The sequence below is a fragment of the Legionella rowbothamii genome (genome assembly GCF_900639985.1).
Classification (GTDB): Bacteria; Pseudomonadota; Gammaproteobacteria; order Legionellales; family Legionellaceae; genus Legionella; species Legionella rowbothamii.
The window spans coordinates 447,477-462,888 of the sequence record NZ_CAAAIM010000001.1 but is presented as its reverse complement, the minus strand read 5'-3'; the positions used below and the strand labels follow the sequence as shown (position 1 = coordinate 462,888).

Below are 15,412 nucleotides of genomic sequence, written 5' to 3'. Positions count from 1 at the left end.
CAGCAGAAAATAGAATTCAAATCCATGTTTTTTTGGGATTTGTGATTATTCCTATAATTGGAATGACTCTATTGTATATTTTTGTACGGATGTTTTGGTTGTAGAAATAAACTACTCACCAAATTGAGGGACCTCGAGAATGTGGCAGACACCACAATCAGGAGATCCTTCGCCATAAAACCTCTAAGACTATGATCCTACGGTTTCAAATAAGAACCAGACTCTTCGCTCGGCCTCGTCAATATAATTTTCTAAAAGACTAGTTGTAGCCACATCATTTTTTTCGCTGCAAATTTCATGGGCAGCGCGCATGCGAGTTAAAAAGTTTTTATTTTCTAGCATTAAATCATGTAGCATATCTTCAGGAGATAATACTGAGTTGACATCTTTAACGTGTTGTAATTCTTTAATTTGACCGATTGAATGAATGGTTTCTTCACCTAGCTTGCGTACACGCTCAGCCAATACATCAATCATCGCAAAAATCTGATCGCTTTGCTCATCAAGTAATAAATGATAGTCACGGAAATGACGGCCAGACATGTGCCAATGATAATTCTTTGTCTTAACATATAAGGCAAAAGTGTCTGCTACGAGTGGGTTAATTACTTGGGCAATTATGCGTCGATCTTTCGGTGCAAGATCATTTGGGGTAGCAAGTTTAATTGATTCCATTTTTTTCATTTTAACCTCGTTCAAGTGGTTGGTGTCAATATCCTTATCAGCTTGCCTGTATAACATACAAGTTCAATATAAAGTGTAGACTAATAAATGAAAATAATGGTCTTTTTTGGGGCGGTGTAGCCTGGTTACATGCACACAGGCTATATAGTTTTTATTTTCCTGGCGTCACGGTAATGCTCGAAGCAGCTCCGCGACCAAAGGTATTCGGATCATACATCGCTTCAGCAAATATCGGAGGAACAGTATATTTACCAATGTTAACCGCTTTAATCTTATAAATTAATTCCGTTGCGGTACTACTCAAGCCACCGAAGAAATTAACTCGGTCTTCGCGTACATCGAAATAATCCATATTATTAAGTTTTACGGAATCACGCACCACTTCAAATCCACCTGGCAATAGATCTTCAATAACAATATTGGTTAAATAATCTACTTCTAAAGTACGAACTTGAATATGAACTTCAATTTCACTACCTAAAGCAGTTGATGTAATTGCATGTCCCTGAGCATCGCGGTACTCCCTAAAGATCTCAATACCTGATTTCTCAGGTTCTTTGGGAAGAATCGTATTAAATCCTGATTGTATGAGCTGATAAAAGAACAGTTCTTTCCCTGGATTTTCAAAACGGATTTGCTTGGTATCAGCACCCAAAGAGGCCTTTTGGTAATTGGCATTATTAACTGGTACAGGAACCTGCTCATTATTGGCCAAGATTTTGGTCATGGATAAGCTAGAGGAAGTATTAATTGTGGTATTTTGAGGATAAGATCCTAATGCTAGGCTGACATAACCTGATAATACCGTATTAATTTCATTGTTATTAATCGCATCGATCAAGCGCATTAATACTGTATCACTTACTTGAGGCAATAAATTGGGGAAATGCTTGGCCACAATATAGAGGTATTGTGCATCCGCAATATTACTGTCGTAGAAGTCTGTATCTGAAGACAGATCAAGCTGCGCCTTGTATTGGCCAATCAATTGATTTGCTTCTTCATGACTTTGCAGCAATTGATAAGCACCCGCAAGATAAACCGCAGTAATGTCATTGTGCCATTGCTTTGCGTAATTTTGTTCTAAATACAATTGCAAATTCGTAATGTAGTTTGTGGTAACAATTTCATTACGTGTCAAAATGTAGATTGCATAAGCTTGGGTTCGTGCTGCATCCAAATCAGAAACATTTTGACTTGCCAGCGTTTTTAAGTAATTTATGCCATTAAAGAAGAGATCATTAGGCACGGTAAATCCTTGAGCTCTTGCTTCAGTTAAGAAATGCATTGCATAAACGGAAGCAAAATCGTTTCCTTGGTTATCACCAAGGCCTGGCCAGTAGCTGAATCCACCGCTAGACATTTGACGTTGGCTTAGCATTTGCACAGTAGCATTTATTTTACTCGTGATTTCCTTCGTTTCACTGGCAAAACCGGTTTGATTGTTCATTGCTAATAAAGGCATAACCTTGCTGGTTAATTGCTCTGTACAACCATAAGGATAATTATCCAAATAACGTTGCAAACCAAATACCAGGATTAATGGGCTGGTAGAGAGCGTTGCGTTTACATTACGGTACTCAGGATAAAAAGTTTGCATGATATCCAAAGTTTTTTGTGCGTCTTTAGATTTACCACTATCAATATAAGTCATTAGAGGTGTTGCCGGTCTGACACTTAAGGTGGCACTCATGCTACCTGACTTATCCGCTGCTGTTGCTTTAAATCCAACAGTTGCAGAACCTAATAATGATTTGGCCTTTAATTTAAAGTGAACAGTTTGCTCTTTGCCTTCTGCAATCTCTAAGGTTTGTGAGGAAGCACCAATAACTTCAACCTCAGGTGAAGTGGTCAAAACTACGTTAACTGAAGCGTGTTCTCCTGAACCCTTAATGTTATTGGCAATAGATGAAGAGATTTCAAACTCATCACCAGGAGCTACAAAGCTAGGCACGTTGGGGTTAATGATAAAATCACCCCGAATTTCTGTTAAGGTATCTTTAGAGCCAACTGAATCAGTTGATACAGCCACGGCCATTACTTTAATACTGCCATTAAAATAATCTGGAACTTGATAAACAAGCTGGCGTGGGGTGCTATCTGCATCCTGAAGACCAGACCAAAACACTACGGGCAAATCAGTCTTACGTTTGAATGGATTGAGGCGGCTCGCCATATTTTCTTCGCCATTATCACCACCAATTGCGGACAATTCTCGAGATTGAATAAATTGAGGAATAATCTGATCCACAGTTTGCTCGGTCAACACTTCCAGCGCTTGTTTTTGGAAGAAGAAGGCAAGCGGGTCAGGAGTTGTGTAGCGGGCCACCTGTAAAATGCCTTGGTCTACTGCGAATACAATGATTTTTCCAGGTTTATCGGTACTGTACTCAATAGTCAATGGTTCACCAGGGCGAGAGACTGTTGCTGTATTTAAGTCAATTTTAACACTATGGTTATCATGATTTACTGAAAAAGGTGCGATACTGTAGCTTAATGGACTAATAAAGAGCTCCGGAGAATTCCAGTCACGTATAAAGGCTACGTTAATGTACCCATTTCCTTGAAAATCAGCAGGGATATGGATGGTTTGCACCGAATTGGTAGTATCAGTTTTAAACCATTGGGCAGCATAGACTTTATCTCGCTCTATGGTGATTAATCCTGAACCGGTATAAGGTGCAGTAATCTGAATTTCTATGTCGTTATTGGCATGATATTCAGCTTTATTTAGTTTAATTGATAATTCAGCATTTTTTGCTAAAGGTTGTTGGCTAGCACCCACAATGCTAAATTTTAATTGATTAAGTACCGTATCATTTTTACCCAGAACACTTAGAGAATAATCACCAATGGTTTGCGTTGGTAAGCTATACTTTGTACCTTCTTTACCAATAGCAAACGGGGTGGTACTGACAATACTGGATTGGATTATGGATTGATATTGGTAGGTACCATCAGGCTTTTTAACCAGAGTGGTTATGGGATGTAAAGAAACCAATTGTATTTTCAAGTCACTTACATCGATATTATTCAACTCAGGGTTTACGGCAATATAATTAACGGTACGCGCAGTGTTTTGTTTGATAAACGCTAGGTCGCCGTCTGCTTTATAGCCTACAAAATAAGACAGTGGGCTGACTAGGGTTTGAACCTGACTAGTAACACTACGACCTCCATCTGCTTCAAAACCTTCCGCAAAAAAGGTTAGTTGATAGGTTGCTTGTTCAAAACGTCCAAGATTTAAATCAAACTCAGCCTCACCTTTTTCATTGGTTTTCGCGTTTGCTAAGGCTTCTGTAAATACCTTGGCCGTTTTTTTCGGATCCATTAATGGATCTGCAAATACATAGTCTGGGTATTTGGAAAACTGTACTTTTTGGGGGACTAGCAGAATTTTGCCGCTTATTGTCCGATTTGCAGCAGGGGCTCCATAAAGATTCCACAAGCTAACTTGACCTTTAAGGTTTACCGGAGAACTCCAGCCTGAGGCAGGCTTAGGTGATAAGCTAGTGTTAATACGCATTCTATCGGGTAAAAACTCAGAAACTCGCAGAGTAGTAGAGCCTAATAGATTTTGTGGGTGATTATCCTTAACTAAGAACAAGTTCACAGTGTATTGACCAGTAGGGGCGCTTGCATTGGTAACAAAATCAAGGTCCATGTAGCCTAAATCATTGAGTGTAATTTTCTCATCTTTTACGGTCGTACCGCGTGGATCAACAATGGTAACCTGCAAGGGCAAGCCTGCGGGTTGTGACTGTGCAAAGGTTTGCTTCACAATCATGCCAATATGTGCTGTGTCGCCTGGTCTGTAAATACCGCGATCAGAGAACAGAAAAGCAGTTAAACTTTGCATGTCTTGGCTGTAGTAAGTATAAAGTCCCCCGACGTCAAATTTGGAAAAATTTAGTTGGCGATTTGTATTATTAAATGGAATAAAGGAAACATCATTATTCAGTTGTGCAAGATATACAGTAGGTTCTCTATCCTCAATAAAATCCTTTAAGGTGGGGAAGTTTGCACGACCTTGGGCATCAGTAACTCGAGATAAAATAGGTAGGCCATTTTTACCTAAAACCGTTACGGTGGCATTAGCTACTGGTCCTCCTTGAGTAATGGAGTTAACAAACACATCATGACTGCCGTTATTATTATCTTTCACTAAGAGGGCAAGGTCTGTAATAAGTATTAAGCGACTGGCTTTGACATCCATAGGAGAATTATGGGCTGTGTCCCACTCAGTTGCTTGTAAGAGGAACAATCCTTGAGGGCCAGAAGTATTTGTTTCAGTAGCGAGATACTTACTAAAATCTAGGGCAGTATATTGCTGTTTCGCTAAGTCCGAAGTGTCAAATTGCTGAATATCACTAGAAATTTTACTGATGTTTTGTTGATTAAACGATGGATTAATAAAGTAGGGGTTATTAAAGTCGCCTTGGGTCTGCGTGACGAGTTGGTTGACATTGTCTGGCAGTACGCGTGCAAAATCAAATTTGACCGCGGACACACCACGTACTAACACGGATAGTTTCTTTTCCCCCCCTAAAGCCAATAGAGAGCCTTTATGTAAGAAGCTGATTTCTCTAGGAAGAACTGGAACAGGTATTACACTAGCATATCCGTTACTCAGGCTAAAGTTGCCAAATCCTTTCATGCCCTTATCGATTTTAACGTAAATGTAACTAGGCGTTTTTGCCGTGAATTTAAAGCTATGTAGTGTAGAATAGTTTTGCTCAGTTGGCAGTGTTTCTTTTGTCAATGGAGTGGCTAAAGCCAAAATATCTTGAGTTACTTCTCCAGGGTTTTGCCATTCATAATTTTCTTTTGCAGGCTCCGCTGCTGTAGCGGGGCGATCTTTAGGTAATAAATAAAAATGTACTGATTTATTAAATTCACTTTCGTTAATGCCTAAAGTTGTTTCAACCGTCAGAATTTGTTCGGGACGGTCTTTTTCATTTCTGATAATAGAGGCTGATGCGGAGGTCACTTTAAGGAAGCCATTGGCATCGGGAATTAATATTTTATCGGATAGCTCTTTGTTTAACGTTGCTGATTTAGTTAATGAACTTACGTCTTTATTTAGTGCTAATCGTAAAAAGCGGGCAACATCTTTAATGTTAATGGTGTCTGAATTTAAATAAGCAACCCGTTTATGCTGATCATAGGTATAAGAGAAGGGAAGCGATTCGGTGGTGTTCCCTGCCTTTCCTTTTTCTTGAGTTTGAAATGCTAAAGCTGTATTTTTTTCTAGGCTTTCAGGATTTACGGGGAAATTGAATTCAATCGTAGCTACTGCTTTTCTTACTTCTACATGTACAGGATCTTGATAGAGTTTGAATTCGGCGATTTTAGCGACGAATGGCTGAGTTGAAAATGAATAACTATTAGACTCCATGTTCGCTGTAGCTGCAAAAAAGTCCGGTGCAAATTTAATTGTGTATTTTTGTCCTGCAGGCCAATCTTCAGTAGGGACAAAGGTTAATTGACTGTCGGTGCTCCAGCTCCAGGTGCCTGGAACTGTTGGGGATATTTCAATACCTTTGGTTATTATTTGGCCAACTAAACTTAAAGGGGCAACGGATTTATTAATAAAGCCATTCTTATTTTTCACCCCAAAATCAATCACTAAATTTCCCGGAACTAAAGTTTCTTCGTTGGGAGTAATGGCTGGGGGGGTAATCTCGGCGATGGTGTATATTGGCTGAGGGCGGTTTTTATACCAATGTGCAGTGTATCCTGCGGCGCATAATATGAGCAAGGCGAGTAAACTTCCTCCCCAAAATGTCTTGGGAGATGCTTTCGATTTATTTTTTAGATAGCTCAGCCAGGGAGGACTATTCCAATTTAATTTGCCAAACACAGCAGAGAAAGCATTTAATATTTTTTTGCTCATAATATATCCTGGCTGTTAAGCGAGCCTTGGCTCGACGGGATTTTTTGTTTAAAGCTAAGTTAAAGTCCTCATTTGCGGGAAGGACAACTCCTTAAATCTAATGGTAGTGCTAAATGGACTTTATTTCCTTTTTATTAATTTCTTTTCAAAATTGGCGCCATTTTACTCTTTTTGGTGCATAATAGCGAACATGAAAAAAAATTTAAAACGCTTAAGCATAATCCTTGTTTTGCTGTTTGTCAGCGGCTTTGCATTATTATTTTTTTTACCCAAACCGGTTTTATTGGATGACACCCGTTTTTCCAGGGCGGTTTATGACGATCATCACCAATTATTAAGGCTCACTTTAAGCCAAGATGATAAATATCGCCTGTTCACCCCGTTGCCCAAAATTTCAAAACAATTAATTGATGCAACTCTCTTGCAAGAAGATCAATATTTTCATTTTCATTATGGAATCAATCCTTTAGCCACAGCGAAGGCAATTTGGCAAACTTATGCGGTTAAATCCCGACGGGTAGGCGCTTCCACTATTACTATGCAAGTGGCGCGGATGCACTATGGAATCAACTCCAAAAAAATAACAGGAAAGCTGTGGCAAATTATTCGCGCAATTCAAATTGAGATGCATTACAGCAAAGATGAAATTTTAGAAGCTTACCTCAATATGGCTCCTTATGGAGGCAATATTGAGGGGGTGGGCGCAGCAAGTTTGGTCTATTTTGGTACATCAGTGGATAAACTAAGCTTACCTCAGGCATTAACTTTGAGTATTATTCCTCAAAATCCTGGAAAGAGAACGCCCAATAATCAAGACTTGAAAAAGATTAGAGCGCACTTGTTTCAACGGTGGCTAGATCAGCATCCCGAGGATAAAAATAAAAGAGTAATGTTTGATCTGCCTTTAGTCATGCAAACAAATCGTTCTTTGCCTTTTGCAGCGCCGCATTTTGTGAATAAAGTTTTATCAGAGGTTTCTAAACAGCAAGATATTGTGACTACCTTGGACTCACGTTCACAAACTATTATTGAACGGATTACTCGAAGTTATTTAGCGAGAAAAAAAGGCTTAGGGGTTCACAACGCCGCGGTTTTATTAGTGGACACTCGCGATATGGGAATTAAAGGGTTAATGGGGTCTGCTGATTTTTTCAATCGTGAAATAGGTGGGCAAATTAATGGTACTGAAACCAAACGTTCCCCGGGCTCTACCTTAAAGCCATTTATTTATGGGCTGGCATTGGATCAAGGCTTAATCCACCCCAATACAGTTTTAAAAGATGTGCCGCATAGTTTTAATGGCTACAATCCAGAAAATTTTGATTATGACTTTATGGGGCCAATCAAAGCACGGGATGCTTTAGTGTTAAGTCGTAATATTCCAGCTATTTATTTGTCTAGTCTATTAAGTAAGCCTTCACTGCATCAACTATTAGAGCAAGGGCAGGTGAGTCATCTGCGCTCGGAATCATACTATGGTTTATCGTTGAACTTGGGCGGGGTGGAATTAAGCATGCGCGAGTTGATTGGTTTCTATGCCATGTTGGCTAATGATGGAGTTTGGTATCCTGCGCGTTTGTTGCAAAAAGAAATGAAGCCCAAAGGGCTGCGTTTATTAAGTTCGGAGGCCAGCTATTTGGTTTTGGACATGTTGCAAAGTACACCGCATCAGGATGTAAACTACCGAGGTTGGTCGCAATTACCGGTGGCATGGAAAACGGGCACGTCTTCGGGATATCGAGATGCGTGGAGTGTCGGTATTTTTGGACCTTATGCTTTGGCGGTTTGGGTAGGTAATTTCGATAATAAAGCAAACCCAGCTTTTATTGGAAAAGACATCGCAGCCCCTTTGTTTTTTGAATTAGTAGATGCCCTTAAGCAAGAACGCGGCCCTTTGCAATCTTTAGATAAACATCCCGAACACATGAATCTTAAAAAGGTTGAAGTCTGCAGTGCCTCGGGGATGTTACCCACACGTTTTTGCAAAGCTCGGGAGTGGACGTGGTTTATTCCAGGAAAATCTCCTATTAAAACAGATACAATTTATCGTGAAGTAGCGATTAATAGCAAAAATGGATTGCGAACCTGTCATATTGATGAAAATACTCGCTTTGAGGTGTTTGAGTTTTGGCCCTCCGATTTATTGCATATTTTTAAACGGGCAGGGATACAGCGACATATACCGCCGTTCTTTGAGGCCGATTGTAGCTTATCAAGTAATATAGGAATCACACCACAAATTACCTCGCCACAGGCGGGTATTAGTTATATTGTCCGTGCTAATTCGCAACAAAATAATACGATTCCGTTTACGGCAGTTACTGATGCAGGAATTGCTTATGTGTATTGGTTTGTTAATGAAACCTTCGTTGCGAAAACAAAGGCGGGAAAATCTTTTCTATGGAGTGCCCGCCCGGGGAAGTTTGTAGTAAGAGCTGTAGATGACCATGGGCTTTCTGATGCTCGGGATTTGTTGGTGCAGTTGGATAGTTAATTATTTGTCCGCAACGGCTCAAAAACGTTCATGTAAAAGACTGCTAAACTTAGCTATAGGTATGTCTTTAGGTGCGGCAATTAATGGACAAAAAATCGCAAGGATCCAAGACACGAGGGAAGCCTGTTCTTATTGATTTGGCATTGCAAGGCGGCGGTGCTCATGGAGCGTATACGTGGGGAGTTCTCGACCGTTTGCTTGAAGAGCCTCGCGTGAAAATTGAAGGAATTTCAGGGACCTCAGCGGGTTCTATGAATGCTGCGGTTATGGCTAGTGGTTTTACCCGTAATGGAGCGGAAGGTGCGCGTAGGGCTTTACATGCATTTTGGTATCGGGTTTCAGAAACCGCTCGCTTTAGTCCATTACAAAGAGGATGGTTGGATATTGTCTCTGGGAAATGGACTATGGATTATTCTCCATCCTTTCTTACTTTTCAGTTGGCTAGCCATGTGTTTTCACCTTATGATCTAAATCCAATCGCGCTTAATCCATTGCGTGATATTCTTGCAGAAAGTATTGATTTTTCATTACTGACCGAGTCCCCAATTAAGTTATTTATTACGGCAACTAATGTGCGTACGGGGCGTGGTAAGGTATTTAAAAATAAAGAAATTAACGCCGATGTTTTATTGGCATCAGCGTGTTTGCCCTTAATGTTTCAAGCCATTGAAATTGATGGGGAAGCTTATTGGGATGGTGGATACACCGGTAATCCTACTATTACGCCATTGGTGCAAGAGTGTGAGTCTAGTGACACGGTATTGGTGCAAATTAATCCAGTCGAGCGACCAGGAACTCCGAAAACCGCTCGTGACATACTCAATCGCCTTAATGAGGTTGCTTTTAATGCAACCTTGATGAAAGAGTTACGGATGATCGCCTTATTACGCAAAACCGTTAATGCGGATTCCGGAGAGCGAGATCGCTGGGCAAAAATGCGCATACACCGAATTACCAGCGCGAAAATGGTCAAATTGGGCTATTCTTCCAAGCTTAATGCTGAATGGGATTTTTTACGTATGCTTTTTAAAGAGGGGCGTAAAACGGCAGATGCTTTTCTAGTGAGTCATGGTAAAGCCTTGAATAAGTATTCTACTTTTGATTTAGATTCGTTTCTTTAAGCTAACTCGAGTAGGAATGCAGGGAGCGATATTATGTACAAGGTAATTTTGGTCGCAATTGATGGCAGTGACACTGCCCGAGAAGCCTTGCATGCTGCAGTGAGTTTAGCAGAAAATAATAATGCGAAATTATTTATTCTTCATGTAGCTGATGAACGTTATGTCTATCGTGGAGGGCTTTGTATTGATTGTTGTGCCCAAATAGAATTAATCAGAAGAGAAGGTAAAAAAATATTAACCTCAGCAAAAAAAGTTCTCGCTAAACATCATTCGGTAGACTATACGACTCTATTGAGCGAATTAAGATCGGTTCACGAGCATGTGGCTGAAATAATTATTGCCCAGGCATTGGAGGTAAAGGCTGATCTGATTGTTGTGGGTAGCCATGGACGTCGTGGGTTTAGTCGGTTATTTCTGGGTAGTGTGGCTGAGAAAGTACTTCGTCTTACAGACATTCCTGTTTTATTGATTAAAGGTAATTCTGTAACATAAATGTTGCTGAAATGGAGTATATAAATGGTTGAATGGATTATCAAATTGCTTTTAGTCATTTCAGGTTCACTAGCTAGCTGGTTTGTGGCACGTGATGCCTTAAATTTTGCAATAGTTGAAATGGTTATTGCAGTTTTATTATTTACCATAGTTATTTTTATTGTCGCTTTTTGGTCTACAATAAGAAACTTGTTTAAACATAAGGAATAATAAAATGAAACAACATGCCTCAGGATTTTTAGCGCTTGTAGCTGAATCTAAAAAGCATATTAAGGAAATTAATCCCCAAAAATTAAAAGAAAAATTGGATAATCATGAAAACATCCATGTAATCGATGTGCGTGAAGATCATGAGTGGACTTCCGGACATATCCCTACAGCCATCCATTTAGGTCGTGGAATTATTGAGCGAGATATTGAGAAAAAGATCCCCGATATGCAACAACAAATAATTGTTTATTGCAGTGGTGGGTTTCGCTGTGCTTTGGTTGCTGAAAGTCTGCAGAAGATGGGATATTCTCAGGTGTATTCGTTAGATACTGGGTTGCAAGGCTGGATTGACTCGGATTATCCACTTGATAAATAAATTTTATCGCGCGGTCCTTTACTATTGGCGGGATAATGTTTGAGCATTCTTTGTCAATGAAATCCCTTCGTCCTCATCAAAAAGCGAAGCACTAAAGGGGCCGTGCCCCGAACCTTTGGGTTGCTTTATCATGTTCCTTGCAATAACGCGTATAAATTAATAATTGAGCATATTATATTTGAGCTTAAACTCAATCTTTATTGCGGACGAACTGAAGCAAACCAGGGTTTAGTGCTTCGATCTATTGCCTATCACTGTTTGTAATGATGAAATAGCTATTTATTAATTTAAAAATTTGTGTGGCGGATTAATATCATGGTCGCCACCTTTTTGTTTTAGTTCTCTTTTTTCTATATAATAAGCTTCAATTCTATTTGCTTCAATTTTGGCTTTAGCCGTCAACTTGTTGACTTCTTCCGGGCTTAATCTTAAATGTTCTTGCATTCTTAATTGTGCTTTAAAAAAGGTTGAAAATGCTCCCTTGCTAGCCTCTGTTAATGATTGTCCTTGATATGCATTGTTAAGCATTGGGCCAGATATTGGCTCTAAGTATTTTGCCATTGTATAAGATTGAAAAGCCAATTGTGCAAGCTGAGAGGGCGTCCAATCCGTATTATCTTTATAGCGTATCAGTTCTTGGCATACAGATCCCAGCAATAAATACCCCGGGGCTAAATAGAGCTCGGCTGCAAGGGTTGCATAATGAAAAACGAGTAAGGCGGTGTCTTCACGGAAGGCTTCTTTTAATGTTAAAAGTCCTTCCCGACATAAAGCATTCATAGCAAAAAAACATCCGCAATCGGCTGATGCCAGTAATAGCTTTTTAGCATCAGTGAGCTCTTCTTCTGATAAGTCTCCCTCCATGTCAACTAAAGTGAGATAGCGCTGATAGAGATAATAACCTTTTAATAACTCAAAACAGGAAGATACCGTAAGCATAGGAGAGAATTCTTGAATAGGCTCATTGTTTTCTTCTGCCTCTTCCCTCGGATTAGTACCACATAAGCGCCAAAGATTAATCCAATGTGGCTCTAAGTTAGGTGATTTACACACCTCATTAAATTCTGAATTAGTTAAGGCGAGTTTGAATATTATTTCTGTATCATATTCCTTGATGAGCGCTTCAATTAATTCGGGGCTGTTGTATTGTTTACTTTTTTTCCAGGCCTGATAGAGTTTTTCTTTGTAGAATTCCTCAAGTTTAGTTAATTGATAAAACCTATGGGGGGGTATCATATTGAAGTCCTATTTATACCATCTTAATGCAAAGAGGGACTCCTGAATGAAGTATTGTCCACTATTCAGGAGATTCAACAAATCTATGAGTATATTTTGATGGTAGTCGATTGAGCTTGTCCAGTATCTTTTGAAGAATCTTCCATGTTTGTTTGTGGCGCATCAACAGTAGAGAGGAGAACATTTGCATCCCCCGTTTTCTTTTTATCCTTCTTCAACCAGGATAAGAGCGAATGAGCTGGCTTGGTTTGTGGCACTTCCACCGTAGGTATCGCATCAAGTTTTTTGTGAACTAAATGTCCGTGTCCATGAATTTCAATGAAATCATGAATATTATGTTGTACTAATAACATCTCAAGTACATCGCGTTTGCAACCTGCGGTACTATGTTTTCGTGCTTCAAGTAAATCATGAACAAAACTTATGGCATCCGAATGGCCAGCACCTGCATTTTCAAGGTATTGAATAATTAAATGTTGGCTATCCATATTGGCATTGATGCTTTCTGGCTGAATCCCCTTCAAAAAGTTATAACGCTTAATTTGTGCTCGTGAAGGAGGCATTGAGCCTGGACCTACGTCACCACCAATGTTTTCTTGGTGCAACCATTTCCATGTTTCTTTTGAATATTCTGTTTCGCGAATAGCCATGGCTGCAGCTCCAAAGAACACTACTTTTCCATCAGGTGAGCTGATATTAAGTATCATTCCATAGTTATCAAACGTAGGAACCAAGGTGGGCTCAATTTCTGCATAGACTTGTTTCATCGCACTGTCATCCTGGCCAATTGAATAGACCAACTGATCGCATTCAGTTTCAAATATTTCATCGGTACTGGAGTCCATTTTTTTGAATATCAGGACTAATTTTCCATTAGATTCTTGAGTAACTTCAATGAGCTCGCCTTGTAATAACTCACCTCGCTCTTTTGCTGTTTTTAAAGCTGTGGTTGCTAATTTACCCGTACCTGCTTTATCGAATTGTTTGGCAATCCAAAAGACTGTGTTGGATTGATTTGTGGTACTAAATTCACGGCCTTCAGTACGAACATCATTACCAAAGAACCCTTTTCGATACACTGCTGCTGCAGTTCCACCCCCACCGTAAATGACAATGGTTCTTGGTCCAGTGCCTTGTTCCTCAGTGCCCGTTAATATGAATTGGTTACCATCGACTATAGGAGTAAATTTCTTTGTGTTATCCCAGGTATTTAATCGTTTAAATTCTTCGCGAGAAAGTAGTTTGCCAGCAATGGCATTTCGAGCAGGGCCAAGGCCTGTACAGATATTAAGTTCACTCGAGTACAGTGTTTTTACTGCACCAGCAACCTCAATGAATACACGATAGTCCTGACTTAAAGCATCATCAGCCCAGTCGTTTAAATGATTTTCTTTTTTCTCTATTTTTAGCACGGTAGCGTGCATTAATGGGGCTTGAGTTTTTGCCAGGTTCACTTGGTTTGCTTGATACACATGGCGCCCATTAGCATAGGGATTATTTAAATAGTAGTTCGTTGATAAATAAGCTGATGGATTTTCGTTTGTTTGTGCACGTTCAAGGATATTTTGTGGCTGTGCAAGGGTATAGTTATGTTTCCAACTACCGCTGCCATTGCCGAGCATCAATACTGGTGGAAGCTGGTTATCTTCTAATAGAGCTGTTGTGGTTCCATGATATTCTTTATATTTTTCCAGCCAAAGGGTAGTGCCCGTATCACCTGTTCCAATAATAATGTGTGAGAAAACCGCATAGTCTTTTTTTTCTAATAAACTGGGAATGCTTGCTTGTACCGTTTTTTTTATTTGATGTGCCTGAGATAAACGATCATAACTGCACGTTACTCTGGATAAATCATCATCAGTAGGAATATTTACCAAGGCATGTGGTACGGGCGTGTCGTTTTGGGCTGCCCAGAAATTAATTAATTCAGGAGTAAAACGAATCTTTAATGCATTTACATCGTTATAAACATCAATTGCTACTTTTAATATATGATGCGCTTGTTTTTTTGATAAGCCTTTAAAAATATCAGGGTTTTGGTTGATTTGTGCAATCAGGTCATCAAATCGTTCGCCTAAATCTTTTGTGGTAGAAATCTTGCAAACTAAAAGACAAGAACAAATATAATTGATAGTAAACTGTGCAACCCTATGATTAGCTTTCATTACTTATACCTCAACAGCGAATAGAGAAAACAAGTGTTGGAGATTATTTTAACAGAGAAGCCTTAAGAGATTATTAATGAGGCAGATTAGATTGTTTTTGTTTTATATGTGGTTTTTTTTTCTAATTTAAATGTAATTAGGTTACTTGCAATTAAAGCGCACTACTTAAGAGTTTTATCAAATAATATGCTCGAATTACCGTGGCTTGATCGCAGCATCCAGATTTATCTTGCCTGTCACTTCGAACTTATGGATACAGTGGTCAAGTCACGGTAATTGGCCTTCTATGTCAAATAATATTTTCGAGCCAAATACTAAGCAAGTTATTAGTTTGCAGCCAGACTAAAACTCACGTCTATATATTAGTTTGCATCCGCGTGATGTCCGTTACCGCTGACCAATCCTTTTCACCCATTTGATGCGCTAAGGCAATGATAAATTTATCTTTAATTACATTGCCAATTGCAGGAACTATACCCATATTGGTGAACGCTTGTTGGAAAAGGCTAATGTCTTTAAATTCTCCATGTAAGTCAAAATTCACGTCGTCAAAATCACGGTTTTTAATTTTATCTACATAAAGTTTGGAATGTAGGGTGGCCATAAATTGAGTGGAGCATAGTGCTCACAATGGAGGTATCTACTTCGCTTTTTTCTGCAAAGGCATAAAGTTCTCCCATCGTTTCTATAGCGGAAACCAACATATAATTCATACATATTTTTATTACATTATTTTTC

10 protein-coding genes are annotated in these 15,412 nt (G+C 39.4%); 5 read left to right on the top strand and 5 right to left on the bottom strand.

The window, feature by feature from the left end:
• Positions 1–189 precede the first annotated feature (189 nt).
• Positions 190–684 carry a Dps family protein gene (locus E1P08_RS01920; protein WP_133135327.1) on the bottom strand — a complete coding sequence of 165 codons (495 nt, stop codon included), beginning with the start codon at positions 682–684 and terminating at the stop codon, positions 190–192.
• Between the two features lie 151 nt (positions 685–835).
• A complete protein-coding gene (locus tag E1P08_RS01915) occupies positions 836–6,580 on the bottom strand; it encodes an alpha-2-macroglobulin (protein ID WP_133135326.1) in 5,745 nt (1,914 codons plus the stop codon).
• Positions 6,581–6,770: 190 nt separating this feature from the next.
• Between E1P08_RS01915 and pbpC the strand changes: the two genes are divergently transcribed.
• The 5 genes from pbpC to E1P08_RS01890 all read left to right on the top strand — a co-directional run bounded on the left by pbpC (position 6,771) and on the right by E1P08_RS01890 (position 11,273).
• Positions 6,771–9,074, top strand: a complete 2,304-nt coding sequence (pbpC, locus tag E1P08_RS01910) for a penicillin-binding protein 1C (protein WP_133135325.1) — start codon at positions 6,771–6,773, stop codon at positions 9,072–9,074.
• 83 nt (positions 9,075–9,157) lie between these two features.
• Positions 9,158–10,195 (top strand): patatin-like phospholipase family protein, encoded by a 1,038-nt coding sequence (locus tag E1P08_RS01905; RefSeq protein ID WP_133135324.1) that lies wholly within the window; start codon positions 9,158–9,160, stop codon positions 10,193–10,195.
• 33 nt (positions 10,196–10,228) lie between these two features.
• On the top strand, positions 10,229–10,687 hold the full coding sequence (locus E1P08_RS01900) for a universal stress protein (protein ID WP_133135323.1): 459 nt from the start codon (positions 10,229–10,231) through the stop codon (positions 10,685–10,687).
• Positions 10,688–10,711: 24 nt separating this feature from the next.
• Positions 10,712–10,897, top strand: a complete 186-nt coding sequence (locus E1P08_RS01895; RefSeq protein WP_133135322.1) for a hypothetical protein — start codon at positions 10,712–10,714, stop codon at positions 10,895–10,897.
• Positions 10,898–10,901: 4 nt separating this feature from the next.
• Positions 10,902–11,273 carry a rhodanese-like domain-containing protein gene (locus E1P08_RS01890; RefSeq protein WP_133135321.1) on the top strand — a complete coding sequence of 124 codons (372 nt, stop codon included), beginning with the start codon at positions 10,902–10,904 and terminating at the stop codon, positions 11,271–11,273.
• A gap of 282 nt (positions 11,274–11,555) precedes the next feature.
• Here the strand turns inward: E1P08_RS01890 and E1P08_RS01885 are convergent, their stop codons facing one another.
• From E1P08_RS01885 to E1P08_RS17315, 3 genes are all read right to left on the bottom strand, one after another.
• Positions 11,556–12,509: a DUF5630 domain-containing protein gene (locus E1P08_RS01885; protein ID WP_133135320.1), complete on the bottom strand. Its 954-nt coding sequence runs from the start codon at positions 12,507–12,509 to the stop codon at positions 11,556–11,558.
• Positions 12,510–12,592: 83 nt separating this feature from the next.
• Positions 12,593–14,674 (bottom strand): hypothetical protein, encoded by a 2,082-nt coding sequence (locus E1P08_RS01880; RefSeq protein ID WP_133135319.1) that lies wholly within the window; start codon positions 14,672–14,674, stop codon positions 12,593–12,595.
• Positions 14,675–15,029: 355 nt separating this feature from the next.
• On the bottom strand, positions 15,030–15,278 hold the full coding sequence (locus E1P08_RS17315) for an NAD(P)-binding domain-containing protein (RefSeq protein WP_207387328.1): 249 nt from the start codon (positions 15,276–15,278) through the stop codon (positions 15,030–15,032).
• Between the last annotated feature and the right edge of the window lie 134 nt (positions 15,279–15,412).

Excerpts from the sequence above, each read along its gene's own strand:
- E1P08_RS01920 (WP_133135327.1), bottom strand. The coding sequence starts at position 684 with ATGAAAAAAATGGAATCAATTAAACTTGCTACCCCAAATGATCTTGCA.
- E1P08_RS01915 (WP_133135326.1), bottom strand. The coding sequence starts at position 6,580 with ATGAGCAAAAAAATATTAAATGCTTTCTCTGCTGTGTTTGGCAAATTA.
- pbpC (WP_133135325.1), top strand. The coding sequence starts at position 6,771 with ATGAAAAAAAATTTAAAACGCTTAAGCATAATCCTTGTTTTGCTGTTT.
- E1P08_RS01905 (WP_133135324.1), top strand. The coding sequence starts at position 9,158 with ATGGACAAAAAATCGCAAGGATCCAAGACACGAGGGAAGCCTGTTCTT.
- E1P08_RS01900 (WP_133135323.1), top strand. The coding sequence starts at position 10,229 with ATGTACAAGGTAATTTTGGTCGCAATTGATGGCAGTGACACTGCCCGA.
- E1P08_RS01895 (WP_133135322.1), top strand. The coding sequence starts at position 10,712 with ATGGTTGAATGGATTATCAAATTGCTTTTAGTCATTTCAGGTTCACTA.
- E1P08_RS01890 (WP_133135321.1), top strand. The coding sequence starts at position 10,902 with ATGAAACAACATGCCTCAGGATTTTTAGCGCTTGTAGCTGAATCTAAA.
- E1P08_RS01885 (WP_133135320.1), bottom strand. The coding sequence starts at position 12,509 with ATGATACCCCCCCATAGGTTTTATCAATTAACTAAACTTGAGGAATTC.
- E1P08_RS01880 (WP_133135319.1), bottom strand. The coding sequence starts at position 14,674 with ATGAAAGCTAATCATAGGGTTGCACAGTTTACTATCAATTATATTTGT.
- E1P08_RS17315 (WP_207387328.1), bottom strand. The coding sequence starts at position 15,278 with ATGGCCACCCTACATTCCAAACTTTATGTAGATAAAATTAAAAACCGT.